General features: G+C 66.2%; 14 protein-coding genes. 4 read left to right on the top strand and 10 right to left on the bottom strand.

Annotated elements, in window-relative coordinates:
* Window positions 1–13: 13 nt before the first annotated feature.
* The gene (locus tag AC56LK_RS22985) at window positions 14–2,581 is read right to left on the bottom strand and encodes a hybrid sensor histidine kinase/response regulator (protein WP_497186819.1); all 2,568 of its coding nucleotides are present in this window, start codon (window positions 2,579–2,581) and stop codon (window positions 14–16) included.
* Window positions 2,582–2,781: 200 nt separating this feature from the next.
* Here AC56LK_RS22985 and AC56LK_RS22980 point away from each other — a divergent pair, with 200 nt between their 5' ends.
* Together AC56LK_RS22980 and AC56LK_RS22975 are read left to right on the top strand one after the other, a co-directional pair.
* Complete coding sequence (locus tag AC56LK_RS22980; protein ID WP_497186784.1) at window positions 2,782–3,552, top strand: exodeoxyribonuclease III; 771 nt, start codon at window positions 2,782–2,784, stop codon at window positions 3,550–3,552.
* A gap of 195 nt (window positions 3,553–3,747) precedes the next feature.
* A complete protein-coding gene (locus AC56LK_RS22975) occupies window positions 3,748–8,034 on the top strand; it encodes an Ig-like domain-containing protein (RefSeq protein ID WP_497186783.1) in 4,287 nt (1,428 codons plus the stop codon).
* A gap of 15 nt (window positions 8,035–8,049) precedes the next feature.
* On the opposite strand, the gene AC56LK_RS22970 is transcribed toward AC56LK_RS22975, so the two are convergent.
* The 8 genes from AC56LK_RS22970 to gshB all read right to left on the bottom strand — a co-directional run bounded on the left by AC56LK_RS22970 (window position 8,050) and on the right by gshB (window position 15,338).
* On the bottom strand, window positions 8,050–8,985 hold the full coding sequence (locus AC56LK_RS22970; RefSeq protein WP_497186782.1) for a pseudouridine synthase: 936 nt from the start codon (window positions 8,983–8,985) through the stop codon (window positions 8,050–8,052).
* Window positions 8,985–9,890 (bottom strand): M48 family metallopeptidase, encoded by a 906-nt coding sequence (locus AC56LK_RS22965; RefSeq protein WP_497186781.1) that lies wholly within the window; start codon window positions 9,888–9,890, stop codon window positions 8,985–8,987. The genes AC56LK_RS22970 and AC56LK_RS22965 overlap by 1 nt, the downstream gene beginning before the upstream one ends.
* A 138-nt stretch (window positions 9,891–10,028) precedes the next feature.
* A complete protein-coding gene (gene metW, locus AC56LK_RS22960) occupies window positions 10,029–10,646 on the bottom strand; it encodes a methionine biosynthesis protein MetW (RefSeq protein ID WP_497186780.1) in 618 nt (205 codons plus the stop codon).
* Window positions 10,643–11,806, bottom strand: coding sequence for a homoserine O-succinyltransferase MetX (gene metX / locus AC56LK_RS22955; RefSeq protein ID WP_497186779.1), 1,164 nt, complete (start codon window positions 11,804–11,806; stop codon window positions 10,643–10,645). The genes metW and metX overlap by 4 nt, the downstream gene beginning before the upstream one ends.
* Before the next feature lie 51 nt (window positions 11,807–11,857).
* Window positions 11,858–13,624, bottom strand: coding sequence for a phosphoenolpyruvate--protein phosphotransferase (gene ptsP, locus AC56LK_RS22950; RefSeq protein WP_497186778.1), 1,767 nt, complete (start codon window positions 13,622–13,624; stop codon window positions 11,858–11,860).
* Between the two features lie 41 nt (window positions 13,625–13,665).
* Window positions 13,666–13,935, bottom strand: coding sequence for an HPr family phosphocarrier protein (locus AC56LK_RS22945; protein WP_436107599.1), 270 nt, complete (start codon window positions 13,933–13,935; stop codon window positions 13,666–13,668).
* Window positions 13,936–13,978: 43 nt separating this feature from the next.
* Window positions 13,979–14,386, bottom strand: coding sequence for a PTS sugar transporter subunit IIA (locus AC56LK_RS22940; RefSeq protein ID WP_497186777.1), 408 nt, complete (start codon window positions 14,384–14,386; stop codon window positions 13,979–13,981).
* Between the two features lies 1 nt (window position 14,387).
* Window positions 14,388–15,338, bottom strand: a complete 951-nt coding sequence (gene gshB / locus AC56LK_RS22935; RefSeq protein WP_497186776.1) for a glutathione synthase — start codon at window positions 15,336–15,338, stop codon at window positions 14,388–14,390.
* Window positions 15,339–15,519: 181 nt separating this feature from the next.
* Here gshB and AC56LK_RS22930 point away from each other — a divergent pair, with 181 nt between their 5' ends.
* Entirely contained in the window at window positions 15,520–16,233 is a 714-nt protein-coding gene (locus tag AC56LK_RS22930; RefSeq protein WP_497186775.1) for a class I SAM-dependent methyltransferase, read from the top strand.
* A 49-nt stretch (window positions 16,234–16,282) separates the two neighbouring features.
* Window positions 16,283–16,930, top strand: a complete 648-nt coding sequence (locus tag AC56LK_RS22925; protein ID WP_497186774.1) for a DUF4272 domain-containing protein — start codon at window positions 16,283–16,285, stop codon at window positions 16,928–16,930.
* A gap of 3 nt (window positions 16,931–16,933) precedes the next feature.
* On the opposite strand, the gene gshA is transcribed toward AC56LK_RS22925, so the two are convergent.
* Window positions 16,934–18,235, bottom strand: a complete 1,302-nt coding sequence (gshA, locus tag AC56LK_RS22920) for a glutamate--cysteine ligase (RefSeq protein ID WP_497186773.1) — start codon at window positions 18,233–18,235, stop codon at window positions 16,934–16,936.
* Window positions 18,236–18,466 lie beyond the last annotated feature (231 nt).

Below are 18,466 nucleotides of genomic sequence, written 5' to 3'. Positions count from 1 at the left end.
GGCCGGAACAGGTCTAGCCGCCCGCCACCACCCGCGCCGCATCGCCCGGGCTGATCGGCTTGACCAGGTGGCGCTCGAAGCCGCTGGCCTGGCTGCGCGCCCGGTCCGCTTCCTGTCCATAGCCGGTCAGCGCCACCAGCCGGCATGCCTCGCCGCCCGGCAGCGCGCGGATGCGCGCGGCAAGCTGGTAACCGTCCAGCACCGGCAGGCCGATGTCCAGCAGGGCGACCTCGGGCTGCAGCCGCCCGAAGGCTGCCAGCGCCGCCACCGGGTCATGGCAGACCTCGACCGTGTGGCCGAGCGCAGCCAACAGGCTGCCCAGGGTCTCGCCGCCATCGACGTTGTCGTCCACGATCAGGACGCGCCGCTGCACTGCGGGCGTGGCGGTTTCTGGCGCCGCAGTCATTTCGGGCGCACTGCCCAGGGGCAGGCGCACCATGAATTCGCTGCCGCAGCCGCGCCCTTCGCTGCGCGCCTCGACCGTGCCGCCATGCAGGGCGACGATGTTCTTGACCAGCGCCAGCCCGATCCCGAGCCCGCCTTCGGCACGGTCGACGCTGCGCTTACCCTGGAAGAACAGGTCGAACACCTGGCTGCGCATCTCGGGCGCCAGGCCGATGCCGTTGTCGGCGACGCTGATCAGGACCGCGGCGTCGCCGTCGCGGCGCGCGCGCAGCCGTATCCGGCCTCCGGGCTTGGTATACCGTGCAGCGTTGGTCAGCAGGTTAGCCACCACTTGCGCCAGGCGTACCGGGTCCGCTATCCATTCCAGGCCGTCCTCGATGTCGACCTCGAGCCGGTGCCGGCCCTGTTCGATCAGCAGGCTGGCCATTTCGACCGCCTTGCCGAGCACCTGCGCCAGCGCGATGCGCTCGAGCTTCAGGTCGACCTTGCCGCGCGTGACCCGCGACACGTCGAGCAGGTCGTCCACCAGGCGCACCAGATGGTCGACCTGGCGCTGGATGATGTCGCGCTCGCGCACGTGGCTCGCCTGGCCGGCGCCCTTTCCATCACCATCACGCATGCGCATCAACTGCAGCGCGGTGACGATCGGAGACAGCGGATTGCGCAGCTCGTGCCCCAGCATCGCCAGGAATTCATCCTTGGCCTGGTTGGCCGAGCTCAGCTCGGCCAGCATGCGCTCGCGCTCGCGCTGCGCAAGTTCGATCTGCTGGCGGTTGTGCACGTGCTCGGTCACTTCGACGACCACGACAATGACGCCCTCGCGCACGCCCTGCGCGTCTTCCAGCGCTTCCAGGCTGAACCTGAAGAAACGCTCGCGGCGCTTGCCCGCGACGTCGAGAATCTCGATGCGCAGCTCTTGCGCGCAGAATGGCTTGCCGGTCTCGAATACCTGCTCGAGGGCGTGTTCGACGGGACCGCCGCGCAGCTGCGGGAAGCAGTCGCCGAAACGCTTGCCGGCCAGGTCGGCGCGGCCCGCCAGTTCACAATAGCGCCGGTTGGCAAGATGGAAGCGCAGCGCGGGCCCCACCAGCAGCGCCGCGGCCACCGGGGCGTTCAGCAGCATGGCATCGCGCTGGGCCAGCGCGGCGTCGCGCTGGTGGCGCTCGGTCGCGTCGCGCGTGAAGCAGCGCGTGTAGCGCAGCCGGCCATCGTCGAAACAGCCGTTCGAGTGGATCACGACCTGCTTGATCGAACCGTCCTTGCAGCGCAGGCGCGCCGGCCGGTCATACAGGGTACCGCCCGAATTCAGCGTCCCGAGGATGTCGTCGATGACGTCGGCGTCCAGGTGGAACTCGGCGATGTGGCGCCCGACGTATTCTTCCCAGCGATAGCCGAGCATCTGCAGTTCGGCGCGGTTGGCCCACAGGATGGTGCCGTCAGGCCCGACCCGGTGCAGGCCTTCGACCGCGTTCTCGACGAAGTCGGCCAGTTCGCGTTCGCGCCAGCGCAGCTCCTCCTCCGATTCGCGCAGGCGCGCCACCTCGGCTTCGAGGGCCGCAAGCTTCTGTTCCAACTTGACATGCTCCAGCGCACGGTCCTTGAGGTCGTGGTCCCGGCCTTCCGGCGTGTGCCCGTGGGCGCAGTGGTGTTCCGCGCACACCTGCTCGAAGGCGCGCGCCTGGGTCTCGTCCTGGAACAGGGTCCAGGGATAGGCGCAGAACAGGGCGAAGCGGTAATCCGCGGCGACCAGGTTCCACAGCTGCTCGAGCCGCACCGCGGCATCGTAGCGGCCTTCCATGCACAGCAGGGCGACCATTTCGCCGAAGGCGTGCACCGGCCCGCCCCCGCTGCCGGCCTGCGCCAGCACCGGCCCGATCACGGCGCGGAAGCGCGCTTCGTCCGGCCAGCCGTCGACCATGAAATGCGACAGCGTGTCGGCGGCGTCGAGGAAGCGCACGCGCACGGCCGCCGCGCCGAGCATCGCGCGCAAGGAGGCGACATGGGCAGGCGTGGCGATCACGATGCCGGCGCCATGCCTGGCGCCACGTCCGCTGCCGGCGGCGGCGAGCGCGGTGCCGAGGAAGGCGGCCACTTCGGCCAGCAGCAGTCCTTCGTCGTCGTAGAACCGGACGGTGTGGCGTGCGCCGCTGTCCGGAAGCGTGGTATCGGTCTTGATAGAGCCACTCCTGTCGATAGGCGCGTGGCCCTGGACAGGCCGGCGGAGAAGTGCGAAGTGTAACAGACCTCGCCCGGCGCTTTGCGGTTCGATCCTTGGAACAAGATCCCGGCATTCCGGGGCATCGCAAAACACGCTACACTGTCGCGCTCCGATGCTGCCCGCGCGGCGTCAGGCCGCCTTCACATTTCGATAGATCCATGCCAAGAATTATCTCCGCCAACCTGAACGGCATCCGTTCGGCCCACAAAAAAGGTTTCTTCAACTGGCTCGCCACCCAGTCCGCCGACTACATCTGCGTACAGGAGCTGAAGGCGCAGGAAGCCGACATGACCGAGGAATTCCTCGCCCCGCACGGCTACCACGGCCACTTCCATTACGCCGAAAAGAAGGGTTACTCGGGCACCGGCGTCTACAGCCGCAGCGCGCCGGACAACAGGCGCATCGGCTTCGGCTGCCAGGAATTCGACGCCGAAGGCCGCTATACCCGCTGCGATTTCGGCAACCTGACCGTGATCTCGGTCTACTGCCCGTCCGGTTCCTCGTCGCCGGAGCGCCAGCTGGCCAAGTTCCGCTTCATGGAAGTGTTCCTGCCGCACCTCGCGGAGCTGAAGGCGGAAGGCCGTGAAGTCGTGATCTGCGGCGACTGGAACATCGCGCACAAGGAAATCGACCTCAAGAACTGGAAGAGCAACCAGAAGAACTCGGGCTTCTTGCCGGAAGAGCGCGCCTGGATGACGCGCATCTTCGACGAAATCGGCCTGGTCGACGTGCACCGCGTGGTGGCGCCGGATGCCGCGGATTACACCTGGTGGAGCAACCGCGGCCAGGCCTACGCCAACAATGTGGGCTGGCGCATCGACTACCATGTCGCCACCCCGGGCATCGCGGCGCGCGCCAAGTCCGTGTCCATCTACAAGGACGAGCGCTTCAGCGACCACGCCCCGCTCATCATTGATTACGATCTCTAATACATAGCCGGGATTTATAAGACTTTCTTATAAATCCTACCCCCCCATTTCAGGGGGATTCGCTGCCGAAATGATGCAAATTTGCACCATTCGGCGGCTTTGGCGAAGTGGCATGCCTTTTTTGTTGATACTATCCGTCTGGTAACTTTCTAATCAGAATGTTCCGTTGACGGAACAACAACAAGTCTGCCGGCCATGCCAACTACCTCGACTCCCCTCGCCTCTTCCCTCCTCCTGACCACCTCCGCCGAGACGGTCAAAGGCGTGACCCGTATCGACCTGAACTTTGCGACGGCGATGGCCAAGGGAAGCGGTTCGATCTTCGTCACCGACGGCGCCGTGCAGACTGTGATCGACCGCGTCACCGGCCAGCCAACGTTGCGTGTGGTCGGCGCCACCTTCACCAAGCTGGTGCCGCTCGACCAGGTGCAGGTCAGCGGCACCCACGTCAGCTTCGATGCCGCCGGCCTGCCGGCGGGCGCCAGCCTGAACGTCTACATGGGCGCGGGCACGCTGCTCAGCGGCGGCAAGGCCGTCTCCGCTCTCACCGTGCCGGGCACTGCGGCTTTCACCACGCCGGCCGTGGTGGTCGAGCCCCCTCCGTCCCAACTGAGCGCGAGCATCGCCCTGGACGGCAGCAGCCTGAAGTCCGGCCAGGACATCACCGCCACCATCACCTTCAGCAAGCCTGTCACGAGCCTCGACCCTGCCGCGCTCAGCGCCGTCAATGCGAGCATCGGCAAGCTGGAGAAGCTGGGCGATGGCAGCGTCTGGAAACTGACGCTGAGCGGCGCTGCCGCCACCAACGCAGCAAGCAACGTGCTGCGCCTCGACATGGCCCAGGTCAGCGCCGGCGACGGCAGCCGCGGCACCGGCATCAAGGAATCGGCGCCCTATCTGGTCGATACCCTGGTCGCGGCCCACATCGACCCGGTCATCCAGATGTTTGACGATAACGGCCCGGATGACATGGACGGCATCACCAACGGCGACGCCATGGGTGTCGGCGGCATCCTCCATGGCGCCCTGCAGCCCGGTGAGTTCATCGAACTCGTCATCAACGGCCAGCCGGTCGATCCCGCCAAGGTCGAGAAATTCGAAAACACCTACGAGCCGGGCACCTATTATTGGTACTACTTCGGCGAAGAAGGCGATCACTTCAATCCCGGCCAGAATTCGGTACAGGCCCGCATCGTCCGGCCGGACGGCCACGGCAGCCTGGTGGCCAGCAAGACCATCACCGTCGAGCGCGATGCGCCGGACATCGTGTCGGCACCGAGCGGCACGATCGACGCGGCCAAGGCAATCACGATCAGCTTCGACGAAGCGATGTACTGGAGCGGCCATGCCGAATCCTCCGGCGAGATCGAAATCGTCGACAGCTTCGGCAATACCAGCAGGATCGACATGAACGAGAGCATGCTCTCGGCGGACGGCAAGACCCTGACGCTGACCCCGGCCGAGCACAATCTTGCGACCGGCAACCAGTATTCGATCACCCTGCCGGAGAACCTGACCGACCTGGCAGGCAACGAGTACACCGGCCCTGCGATCGCGTTCAGCACCGCCGGCGACTACCAGGACAAGGCCGCGCCGCGCCTGGTGCAGCTGTACATCGCCAACGGCAGCGGCAACTACGGCAAGGGCGCCGTGCTCGATTTCCGCCTGCGCTATACCGAGAAGGTCAGTCTCGACGCAGGCACGGTGCCCGAGCTCTACCTCGACAACGGCAAGGTCGCCAAGTACGTGGGCCTGACGGCCGACGGCAAGGAAATGATGTTCACCTACACGGTCGAGGCAGGCGACGATATCGACAACCTGGACTACGCCGATCCTTCGTCGACGCTGTACGGCAAGGTGCGCGACGCCGCCGGCAACGTCTTCCGGCAGGAACACGCCGAGTACGACGGCCTCACCACCGCGGACGGCAAGCTCGCCAAGGTGGCGATCGACACAGCCGCGGCGATGCCCGGCGCGCCCCAGCTGCATGCGACCAGCGAGGCCAGCGCCGCAGGCAACAACAGCACGGCGGACATCCAGCCGCGCCTGACCGGCGGCGGCGCCGAAGCCTATGCCACGATCGCGATCTATGCGGGCGACACCAGGGTCGGCAGCGCCACCGCCGACGCCGACGGCCACTGGGACACGGTGCTGGCGACCTCGCTGTCGATCGGCACCCACCAGCTCACGGTGACCCAGCGTGACCTCGCGGGCAACGTCAGTGCGCTCTCGAGCGCGCTCGCCCTCACCATCGCGGCCCCCATGCCGACCAGCCTCGCGGCGCCGGTAATGGCGACCGCCAGCGACACGGGCGTGTCCAACAGCGATAACCTGACCCTGACCGAGCAGCCGGGCATTGCCGGCAAAGGCCCCGCCAACACGGCGCTCACGCTGAAGCACAACGGCGCCTTCCTCACCAACATCAGCACGGACGCGAACGGCGACTGGAGCACCACCCTGCCCGCGCTCGCCGACGGCGTGCACGGCTTCAGCGTGCACCTGGGCGAGACCCTGGCATCGTCGACCCTGTCGATCACGGTCGACCGCAGCAGGCCGACCGTGGCGGCCGGCCCGAACGGCGCCGCTCACTTCAACCCCAACGGCGACATCGTCATCCGTTTCAGCGAGGCGGTGCACATCGCGGCATCCGACGGCGACGCAGACATGCTGGTGCTGGTCGACGCGAACGGCAGCCAGCAAAAGATCGCGCTCAGCGACGCCAAGCTGTCGGCCGACAAGCGCACCCTGACCATCGGCGCGGACATGCACACCCTGGCCGCGCTCACCGACTACCGCGTCCAGCTGCCGACCACGCTCACCGATCTCGCCGGCAATGGGATGAGCGAGTACGCGATCGCCTTCCGTACCGGTAACAGCGCGCTGCCGAGCGCCGTGCGGGCGATCGTCAGCGGCGACCACAGCTACCGCGCCGGCGAAACCATCAGCTTCCGCATCCGTTTCAACGAACAGGTCGAGAAGTCCGGTGCGAGCGAGCTGTCGCTTGGCCTGAGCAACGGTGCGCGCGCCATCTTCAGCGGCATCAGCGGCAACGAGGCGGTCTTCAGCTACACCGTCGCTGCCGGCCAGGATGCCGACAATCTCCAGATCACCGACCGATCGATGCTGGTGGGACGCTTCGCCGACCTGTCGGGCAACCTGCTGGACAGTGCGCACATCGAGTTCAGCGGCCTGTACGACGACAGCGGTTACGGCAGCTGGATCGACATCGACACCGTGGCGGCGGCGCCGGACCTGCCGCTGCTCGCCGCGGACAGCAACTCCGGCAGCACGCTCGACCTGCTGACCAAGGACAAGACCCCGACCCTGGCCGGCACCACCGCCGAGGCTTATGCGCGCATCGAGATCTACGAGGGCAGCACCCTGCTCGGCATCGGCTACGCCGACGACCAGGGCGACTGGACCGTGACCGTGGAGGCAGGCAAGGAACTGGCCGACGGCGCGCACCAGCTCACCGTCAAGCAGATCGACGTGGCCGGCAACATCAGCCCGGCCTCGGCGCCCCTGGGCGTGACGATCGACACCGCGGTCGCCGTGCTGGCCGCGCCGAAGCTGGCCGATGGCTACGACACCGGCACTTCGGCGACCGACAACCTGACCCGCGAGAACAGGCCGGTCTTCGCGGGCAGCGGCGCCGAAGCCGGCGCCAGGATCGATATCATGGTGGGCTCCACCGTACTCGGCTCCGGCACCGCCGACGCCAAGGGCGACTGGAAAGCCGGCCTATCCACCTCGGCGGGCATCCTGGCCGACGGCGGATGGGCCTTCACGGTCAGGCAGGAGGACCTTGCCGGCAACCTGAGCAGTGCCTCGGGCCCGCTGGTGATCACGGTCGACAGCACCGCCCCCGCCGCACTGGCGGCCCCGATCCTGGATGCGGCGAGCGACACCGGCATCTCGAACACCGACCTTCTCACCAAGGACAACACGCCGACCTTCACCGGCAGCGGCGCACTGGCGAACAGTGTCGTCGCCCTGATGCTGGGTTCCACCGAAGTCGGCCGTGCAGTCGCGGATGCAGCCGGCAACTGGTCGATCACCAGCAGCACGCTTGCCGATGGCGCCCACCAGTTCCGCGTGCACCAGTTCGACCCGGCCGGCAACCAGGGGCCCGATTCGGCAGCGCTGGAAGTGAAGATCGATACCGTCGCTCCGACCCCTGGGACCGCCTCGGTGAGTACGCTCGGCCGCAAGTTCATCCTGCCCTTCAGCGAGGCCATTGTGTTTACCCCGAGCGGCCGCTTCAAGCTGCTCGACGGCAGCACCGAGCTCGCTTCCTACTACGGCAACAACAACAGCGGCTGGAGCGTCACGCAGGACAGCAAGGGCGACTGGTCGGTCCTGAACTTCAACATTTCGCTCAACGGCCTGCTGAAGATGCAGTGGACCAACGGCAGCGTCACCGACCTGGCCGGCAATGTCGCCGACATTACCGGTACGCCGGAGTGGGTGTTCACGATCTGAGGTCTTGCCTCGCCCTTAGGGCCAGTCGAGCCGGAAGCCGCTGTCGAAGCGGCGCGGCTGGCCGCTGAGCGGATCGTCGAAGGCGATCGAACGCGCCAGCAGTTGCAGGGGGGCGCTGAAGTCGTCGCCCTTGCATGGCAAGGCGACCGGATAGAAGGCGTCGTTCAGGATCGGCGCGCCGAGCGACGCCAGGTGCAGGCGCAACTGGTGCTTGCGTCCCGTGTGCGGATGCAGGCGGTAATGCGCCAGCGCGCCGCGCCGCTCGATCAGCTCGATCAGGGTTTCCGAATTCGGCTCGCCCGGCACTTCCGCGCTGACGAAGAACTGCTCGGCATCCTGCATGCGGCTACGGTAGGTGAGCGGGAATTCCCTGCCTTCGATCATGCCTGCCAGCGCCTCGTAAACTTTCTTCACCACCCGCTTCTGGAACATCGACTGGTAGGCGCCGCGCGAGGCCGGGTTGTGCGAGAAGATCACCACGCCCGCGGTCTCGCGGTCGAGCCGGTGGATCGGCACCAGGTGCGGCAGGTCGAACCGCTTCTTCAGGCGCACCAGCAGGGTCTCGTGCAGGAAGCGCCCGGTCGGGATGGTCGGCAGGAAGTGCGGCTTGTCGGCCACCAGCAGGTGCTCGTCCTGGAACAGCACCCGTTCCCGAAACGGGATCGGGGTCTCGGGCTGTTCGAGCTCGCGGTAATACCAGACGCGCATGCCCTGCCGTACCTGGCTGCCGGCGTTCAAGGGCAGGCCCTTGGCGTCGACGATGTCGCCGCGCGCCAGGCGTTGCGCCCAGGCGGCTTCGGACACGTCGGGGAAACGCTCCACCAGGAAGCGCAGCATGCCGCCGGCGCGGGTCTCGGTCAGCCACAGGTAGCTGGGCGCGACGCCGTCGCGGGTCGGCAGCGGCACGTAGGCATTGGCTTCGGCCTGGCGGCCCTTGCGGCTGCTTCCCATCAACGCAGGGCGACGTTGGTCCGGTAAGGCGGCAGCTTGGCGGCGGTGGTGCCCTTGGCGCGCGCGTACAGCGGCAGCAGCACGTTCATGTGCGCATTCATGTCCTTGATACGGCTTTCGCCGCCCGGGTGGGTCGACAGCAGCTCGATTGGGGCGCGCTTGTCCAGGGCCGCCATCTTGCGCCACAGGGCAATGCCGGCGCGCGGGTCGTAGCCGGCGCGGGCGGCGATGTCCAGGCCGACCAGGTCGGCCTCGCGTTCCTCGTTGCGCGAGAATTTCAGCACTGCCAGTTGGCCGAGCCCATTGGTCACCATGCCGGTAATGCCCGGATCGATGCCGAAGATACCCGCCGCAAGGGCGCCGACGCCGCGTGCGACCAGGCCAGTCCCTGCCTCCTTGGCCATTTTTTCACGGGCATGTTCGCGCAGCGCGTGGGCGATCTCGTGCCCCATGATGGCCGCGACCTCGTCGTCGGTCAGCTTCAGCGAAGTCAGGATGCCGGTGAAGAAGCCGATCCGGCCGCCCGGCATGCAGAAGGCGTTGACGTCCTTCGCATCGATGACGTTGACCTGCCACTCCCATTCGGTCGCCAGCTGGTTCCAGCGCGGCGTATGCGGGATGATGCGCTTGGCGATGGCGCGCAGGCGCTGCACCTCGGGATGCGAAGGCGGCAGCAGCACGCCCTTCTGCTGCGCCTGGCTCATCATCTGCGTGTATTGCTGGGCCGACGCCTGGTTGAGCTGTTCTTCAGAAACGAACACGCGCGCACGCGACAGCGGTTCGACCTTGATGCCGTCCTGGACCGTGGTACTGCGGTCGTCCTGGGCGACGGCCATGTTCATGCCGCCCGTGCCGACCGCGGCCAGCAGGGACAGGCAGGCGGCTAGATACTTGAGGTTTTTCATTTCATCACTGATAGACTGTTCTTAGCAGCACTATCTCCATAGAAAGTAACTGGAAGAAGACCCACGATAGTGCCGATGATCGCGGATGCTGGCCGGCTCGACAAGCCGCCACCGCACATAAAGCGCTACCGAACCGGCTTAGACGGTTGCCCCGGTTCTTTTGCGCAGACGAAACACCGCGAGGCTGCCGCGCAGGTTGGGCAGGAAACTCACCGGCTTGCCCTCGGCCAGGGCCACGTATTCCAGCACTTCCAGCCCGCACTTCTCGGCCAGGTCCTTGAAATCGTGGATGGTTGCGTAGCGCACGTTCGGCGTATCGAACCACTGGTAGGGCAGCGAGCGCGAGACCGGCATCCGGCCGCGGATCAGCGCCACGCGGTGCGGCCAGTAGGCGAAGTTCGGGAAGGACACGATGGCTTCCTGGCCGACGCGCACGATGTCGCGCAGGCGCGCCTCGACGTGCTGCATCATCTGCAGCGAGGACAGGCAGAGCACCATGTCGAAGGCATTGTCGCGGAACAGGTCGAGGCCTTCTTCCATGTCGTGCTGGATCACGCTGATGCCGCGCTGGGTGCTCTCCAGCACCTTGTCGTCGGCGATCTCGACGCCGTAGCCGGTGCAGTTCTTGCCCAGTTCGAGGTAGCGCAGCATGGCGCCGTCGCCGCAGCCGACGTCCAGCACGTGGGCGCCGTCGCGCACCCAGTCCGCGATGAAGGCCAGGTCGGGACGCAGGGTGTTCAGGTCCTTGAAATTCATGCCGCCTCCCCTGCGAGCGCATCGGAAAACTCGGCCGCAATCCGGTCGTAGTAGGCGCGCACCACCCCCATGTAGCGCGGGTCTTCCAGCAGGAAGGCGTCGTGGCCGTGCGGCGCGTCGATCTCGGCGTAGGTCACCTTGCGCCGGTTCGACACCAGGGCATCGACGATCTCGCGGCTGCGCTCGGGCGAGAAGCGCCAGTCGGTGGTGAACGAGGCGAGCAGGAACTGCGCCTTGGTTCCCGCCAGGGCCTTGGCCAGGTCGCCGCCGTGGGCGCGCGCCGGGTCGAAGTAGTCGAGCGCCTTGGTGATGATCAGGTAGGTATTCGCGTCGAAGTATTCCGAGAACTTGTCGCCCTGGTAGCGCAGGTAGGACTCGATCTCGAAGTCGATCCCGAAGTCGAAGGCGTACTCGTCGCTCTCGGCCGCGTTGCGCAGCTTGCGGCCGAATTTCTCCGCCATGTCGTCGTTCGACAGGTAGGTGATGTGGCCGACCATGCGCGCCACCTTCAGGCCGTTCTTCGGCACCACGCCGTGCTCGTAGAAGTTGCCGCCGTGGTAGTCCGGATCGGTGAGAATCGCCTGGCGCGCCACGTCGTTGAAGGCGATGTTCTGGGCCGACAGCTTCGGGGTCGAGGCGATCACGATGCAGTGGCGCAGGCGCTCGGGGAACATGATGCTCCACGACAGGGCCTGCATGCCGCCCAGCGAGCCGCCCATCACGGCGGCGAACTGTTCGATGCCGAGGCGGTCGGCCAGGCGCGCCTGCGCCGTGACCCAGTCTTCCACCGTCAGCAGCGGAAAGGCCGCGCCGTAGGGTTTGCCCGTGGCCGGATTCACGTGCATCGGACCGGTCGAGCCGAAGCAGGAACCGAGGTTGTTCACGCCGATCACGAAGAAGCGGTCGGTGTCCACCGGCTTGCCCGGGCCGACCATGTTGTCCCACCAGCCCAGGCTCTTGGGCTTGTCGGCATAGGTGCCGGCCACGTGGTGCGAGGCGTTCAACGCATGGCAGACCAGGACCGCGTTCGACTTGTCGGCGTTCAGGGTCCCATAGGTTTCATACATCAGCGTGTAGTCGCCGATGCTGGCGCCGCTTTGCAGGCGCAGCGGCTCGGCGAAGTGCATCGCCTGTGGTGTGACTGTTCCGATCGATCCCATGGAGGTGTTCGTGGTGTTCTTGTTGTGGCGGCATGCGCCGCCGTTGATACGTTAGAGGGTTTGCAGCTGTTCGACGGCGGCGGCGATCTCGTTCGGCTCGACCGAGCGCAGGATGCGGCGCGTGCGCGTCGTGATGGCGGACAGGTCGCTGTTCAGGATTTCCTGCTTTACCGACAGCAGCTGGGCCGGGTGCATCGAGAACTCGCGCAGGCCCATGCCGAGCAGCAGGCGGGTGAGCTTGGTGTCGCCGGCCATCTCGCCGCACACGGCGACGTCCAGCCCGGCTTTCTGGCCGATGGCGATGGTCTGGGCGATCAGCATCAGCACCGCCGGGTGCAGCGGATTGTACAGGTGCGCCACTTCGTAGTCGACGCGGTCGATCGCCAGCGTGTACTGGATCAGGTCATTGGTCCCGATCGACAGGAAGTTCATGCGCTTGACGAACATCGGCAGCGCCAGCGCGGCCGCGGGAATCTCGATCATGGCGCCCACTTCCACGCCCGGGTCGTACTTGACGCCCTCTTCACGCAGCTGGGCCTTGGCCTGCTCGATCATGCTGAGCGTCTGGTCGATCTCGAAGGCGTGCGCCAGCATCGGGATCAGGATCCGCACCTTGCCGAAGGCGGAGGCGCGCAGGATCGCGCGCAGCTGGGTCAGGAACAGCTGGGGCTCGGCCAGGCAGTAGCGGATCGCGCGCAGGCCCAGCGCCGGATTGAGCGCGGTGTGCTCGGTCGGGTCGAGCGGCTTGTCGGCGCCGACGTCGAGGGTGCGGATCGTCACCGGGCGGCCCTTCATGGCCACCACCGCCTTGCGGTACTGCTCGAACTGCTCGTCCTCGCTCGGGATGCGCAGTGCGCTTCCCAGTCCGCTGCCGCCGCGGCCCATGAACAGGAACTCCGAGCGGAACAGGCCGACACCCATCGCGCCGGCTTCCAGCGCCGCCGGGCAGTCGTCCGGCAGCTCGATGTTGGCCAGCAGCGTGATCGGGGTGCCGTCCCTGGTGACCGCCGGGGTCTTCTTGAGCTTGAGCAGGCGCTTGCGCGCCTTGATCAGGGTGGCCTGGCGGGACCGGTACTGTTCCAGCACCAGCTGGCTCGGGTTGCAGATCACCACGCCGGCGTCGCCGTCGATGATCACCCAGTCGTCCTGCTCGACCAGGCGCGAGGCCTGGCTCATGCCGACCACCGCCGGGATGTCGAGCGAGCGAGCGACGATCGCGGTGTGCGAATTCTGGCCGCCGACGTCGGTGACGAAGCCGATGAAGGACCGGTCGCGGAAGGCCAGCATGTCGGCCGGCGAGATGTCGTGGGCCACCACGATCATCTGCGGCGGCGCGTGGTCGTCGCCGGTAAGCGGCGGCGGGATGTCGAGGGCGGTGCCCATCAGGACCTTCAGCACCCGTTCGGCCACCTGCTGGATGTCGTGCTTGCGCTCGCGCAGGTACTCGTCCTCGATCTCGTCGAACTGGGCCGACAGCTCGTCGATCTGGGTCACCAGCGCCCATTCGGCGTTGTAGTGGCGGGTGCGGATGATGTCGAGCGGCGCTTCCGAGATCATCGGGTCGGACAGGATCAGGGCGTGCACGTCGATGAAGGCGCCCAGTTCGGTCGGGGCGTCCTTGGGCAGCTCGGTCCACAGGGCCTGCAGGCCGCGGTGCACTTCGGCGATGGCGTGCTGCAGGCGCTTGACCTCGGCCTCGACCTGCTCCACCGGAACCAGGTAGTGCTTGACGTCGAGTGCGGCCGGCGTGAGCAGGTGCGCGCGGCCGATCGAGATGCCGCGCGAAACCGGAATGCCGTGGAGCGTGAACGATGCCATCGAGGGTCCCGTGTGGCGGGGAGTTGCCGCTTCGCGCGGCATTACTCGCCTTCGCCGAACTTGTCGTTGATCAGGCCGGTCAAGGCGGCAATGCAGGCTTCCTCGTCCGGGCCGTCGGCCTCGAGCAGCACTTTCGCGCCCTTGCCGGCGGCCAGCATCATCACGCCCATGATCGACTTGGCATTGATGCGGCGGCCGTTACGGGTGAGCCAGACGTCGCTCTTGAACTTGGCGGCCAGCTGGGTGAATTTGGCGGAGGCGCGGGCGTGCAGGCCCAGCTTGTTAATGATTTCCAGTTCCTGTTGAATCATGTTCTCGTTATGTGCCCGTGGCCAAAAGTGTGTTCAATGTAAGTCAGCTCGATCCGACGCGGATCCGGTTGTCCACCCGCACGGCGCCGTTCTGGGCGCCGGCCAGGGCCATTTCCACGACCACGTCGAGGGTGTCGCGGCGGTAGGTGATCGCACGCAGCAGCATCGGCAGGCTGATGCCGGCGATGACTTCCACATGGCCGGCATCGGCCAGCGAGTTGCAGCAGTTGGACGGCGTGCCGCCCTTGATGTCGGTGATGACCAGCACGCCGTCGCCGTCGTCGAGGCGCGCGATCGCTTCCTTGGCGAGGCAGTTCACCTGCGCCAGGTCCTGGTCGGCGGCCACGTCGATCGCCTCGAAGCGCTCGGTGGGGCCACGGAATACGTGGGCCACCGCCGCGATGAATGCCTGGCCCAGCGGAGCGTGGGTCATCAGCAGGATGCCTACCATGTCAGTGTGTCTCTTTTGCCTTCAGTTCGACCGCGTCGATGAACATCGCGGCCACGTCGAATCCGGTCTGGTCGGTGATCTCCTGGAAGCAGGTCGGGCTGGTGACGTTCACTTCGGTCAGGAAATCGCCGATCACGTCCAATCCTACCAGCAATAAGCCGCGCGCGGCCAATACCGGCCCCAGGGCCTCGGCGATCTCGCGCTCCCGCACGGTGATCGGCTGGGCCACGCCCAGGCCGCCGGCGGCCAGGTTGCCGCGCACCTCGTTCCCCTGCGGGATGCGGGCCAGCGTGAAGGGCACCGGCTTGCCGTTGATGACCAGCACCCGCTTGTCGCCCTGCTTGATGGCCGGGATGAATTTCTGCGCCATGATCGTGTGCTTGCCGTTGGCGGTCAGCGATTCGATCACCGAACCCAGGTTCATGCCGTCGTCCTTGACGCGGAAGATGCCGGCGCCGCCCATGCCGTCCAGCGGCTTGAAGATCACGTCGCCGTGCTTCTCGTGGAAGGAACGCAGGCGGGCCGGATCCGAGCTGACCAGGGTCGGCGAGGTGTACCGGCTGAACTGGCCGATGGCGAGCTTCTCGTTGTGGTCGCGGATCGCGCCCGGGCGGTTGAACACGCGCGCGCCCTGGCGCTCGGCCAGCTCCAGCAGATAAGTGCCGTACACGTATTCCATGTCGAAGGGCGGATCCTTGCGCTCGATGACGGCATCGAATGCCGACAGCTGCAGGCTTTCCGGCCGGTCGGCGCGGTACCATGCGTGGGCGTCGCCGGTGAGGTGGATGCGCGTCACGATCGCCGTCACCACGCCCTCTTCCAGCACCATGTCGCGCTGCTCGAAGGCGTAGATGGCATGGCCGCGTTTCGCGGCTTCGCGCATCATCGCGAAAGTCGAATCCTTGTAGATCTTGAACGTGGAAAGCGGGTCGGCGAGGAAAGCGATCTTCATGGGGCATCCAATGCGGGGAATACCCTGATTTTAGCCGGAAACGCGATTGCTCGCGGACGAGCCCTGCTTTATGCACCTGCGCGGTGCATGTACAAATTCCTGATTGCAAATTGCGCATGCACAGCAGGGCAATATGAGGCGCCTCAAGCCTTTGGGCGGTCCGCCCTGCGACCATGCTTCCATGAGCACGCACACCGACAAACAGGCGGAACAGGACCGCATCAAGGACGTGTACCGGCGCTGGCATGGCGGCGCGGCGCTGGACCGTTATGCCTGGCACCGGCCGGAAATCCTGCAGCAGGTCTCGGCCCGCTCGCGCGCCTTTGCCGCCCTGCTGTCCAGTACGGTGGGCGGCGACCTGTCCGGCCTGAAAGTGCTCGACGTCGGCTGCGGCACCGGCGGCTTCCTGCGCCAGCTGATCGACTGGGGCGCCGACCCGGCCAGGCTCACCGGCACCGAACTCCAGCAGGACCGGCTCGATCACGCGCGGCGCTGCACCGCCGGCGGCGTCGCCTGGCGCCTCGGCCCCCTCGACACGATGACACTGCGCGGTTTCGACCTCGTCTCGGCCCAGACCGTGTTTTCTTCGATCCTCGACGCAGGGGTAAGGCGCGAACTGGCGGGCCAGATGTGGCGCGCCTTGCGCCCGGGCGGCTGGTGCCTCGTGTTCGACTTCCGCTATGACAACCCGCGCAACCGCAATGTGCACAAGGTGACGCGGGCCGAGCTCGACGCCTTCTGGCCCGGCGAGCGCAGCCGCTACCGCAGCTTGATGCTGGCGCCGCCGATCCACCGGCTGCTGGCGCGGGCGCCCTGGATGGCGTCCGACCTGCTGGCCGCGCTGGCCCCGCCGCTGCGCTCGCACTTCATGTACATGGTCCAGAAGGGCGGCTAGCCGGCCCGGAATAATGTTATCGTCCTGCAAACGATTTCCGGGGCGCGGCATGACACCAGAAGAACGCAGGACGGCAAACGAAGACCTGTTGCGGGAGCGCGGCATTCCCGTCAACCCGCATCTGCCCATGATCGAAGGCGAGGACAGCGTCAGGCTGCGTTCGGAGGACGCGCTGTGGCACCGCCTGCTGGCCCTGTGGGGCGTGGTCGGCACGGCCACCCTGCGTGAGAATGCCTACTTCAAGGAATATTTCTCGGTGGGCGAGCGGCGCAGCTGGCTGTCCGGCGACGAAGCGGCCTTCATCTTCAACGACACGCCGGCCGAGGCCGACGTGATCCGCTTTTCGTGGCGGCTGGAAGCGATGATCTTCCTGGCCTGGTGCGGCGGACTCGTGGATGAACTGCCGATGCCGGAACAGGCTTCCAGCGCCGAGGCCATCCTGCCGCTCTATCCGCACGACCTGGGCGACGCCGGCATGCTGCGCCAGGCGCTGCACCTGCGCGGCAAGGCCGAGGTCCTGGACTGGGCCGACCTGCTGTACCGCCTGCACTGGGCCGTGCGCGACGCCCAGCTGAACGGGCGCGAGCCGCCTCCCGGCATCCATCCGGGCATGGTGCTGGAGTGGCACCATGCCGCGAACTGGATGATCTGCTACGAAGACGAAGACGACTGGGATGCCGTCGGCACCGACACCTGAGGATTAATACACTTCCGGATTCGGATCGGTGCGCTCGAGTTCGAGCGACGCGGCCAGCAGGCCCAGGCGCGCCACCACGCCGTACACGTAGAAGCGGTTCGGCGCCGCCGTGCCCGGCTTGGCCTTGAGGTCCGGCACCGCGTGCTGCTGGGCGAAGGCCAGCGGCACGTATTGCGAGCCCGGCGCGTTCAGGTTCTGGTCGATGCCGCGCTCGGCGTGCACGCGGTAGAAGCCGCCCACCACGTAGCGGTCGATCATGTACACCACCGGCTCGGCCACGGCATCGTTGATGCTTTCAAAGGTCGGCACACCTTCCTGCACGATCATGTCGGTGACTGCCACGCCATCCTTGATGACCGTCATCTTGTTGCGCTGGGCGCGGCTCAGGTCGCGCACCTCGCTGGCGTCTTTCACCGTCATCACACCCATGCCATAGGTGCCGGCGTCCGGCTTCACGATGACGAAGGGCTTCTGCTCCTTCATGCCGTATTCCTTGTACTTCTTCTTGATCTTCGAGAGCAGGGCCGAGACGGCGTCGGCCAGCTGCTCGGTGCCGACGTCTTCCTGCAGGTCGATCTCGCCGACCTTGCTGTGCAGGGGATTGACCAGCCACGGATCGATGTCGATCAGCTTGCCGAACTTCTTGGCGACTTCGTCGAAGGCCTTGAAGTGGTTGCTCTTGCGGCGCAGCGCCCAGCCCGCATGCAGCGGCGGCAGCAGCGACTGCTCGTGGATGTTCTCCAGGATCGCCGGGATGCCGGCCGACAGGTCGTTGTTCAGCAGAATGGTGCAGGGATCGAAATCGGCCAGGCCGACGCGGCGCCCGTTCGGCGAGCGCACCAGCGGCTCGACCACCAGCATGTTCCCGTCCGGCAGCGCCAGCGGGGTCGGCTGGGTGACTTCCGGCGACAGCGAGCCGAGGCGCACGTGCAGGCCGGTCTGGCGGAAGATCTGCATCAGGCGCGCCACGTTCTGCAGGTACATCGGATTGCGCGTGTGGATTTCCGGGATCATCAGAAGGTTGCGCGCGTCCGGGCAGTACTTGTCGATCGCGGCCATGGCGGCCTGCACCGCCAGCGGCAGCATCTCGGTGGACAGGTTGTTGAAGCCGCCCGGGAACAGGTTGGTGTCGACCGGCGCCAGCTTGTAGCCGGCATTGCGCAGGTCCACCGAGCAGTAGAACGGCGGGGTGTGCTCCTGCCACTCGAGGCGGAACCAGCGCTCGATGGCGGGCGTGGCTTCGAGAATCTTCTTTTCCAGGTCGAGGAGGGGACCGGTCAGGGCGGTGGCGAGGTGCGGAACCATGGGGGAGCGTCCTAGTAGTGGCTTTTTTGAATTATATCGGTAGCCTCATATATGGACGAATATGCTTATTTAAAGCCCGCATACTTGCCGTAAACAAAAAAGGCGCCCGCAGGCTAATGCCTGTCACTTAAGGCATTGACCTCTTGGTGGCTTGAGCTAAAACGGATTCATGTTCAAAACATGAATCCGTTTTTTATTATGGCTCTCCAACTTGACCTGGACTATACGGCT

It is taken from the genome of Telluria sp. ZB4P36 (assembly GCF_059685865.1).
Note: the sequence above shows the minus strand (reverse complement) of the source record. Positions and strands in the feature narration are given on the sequence as shown.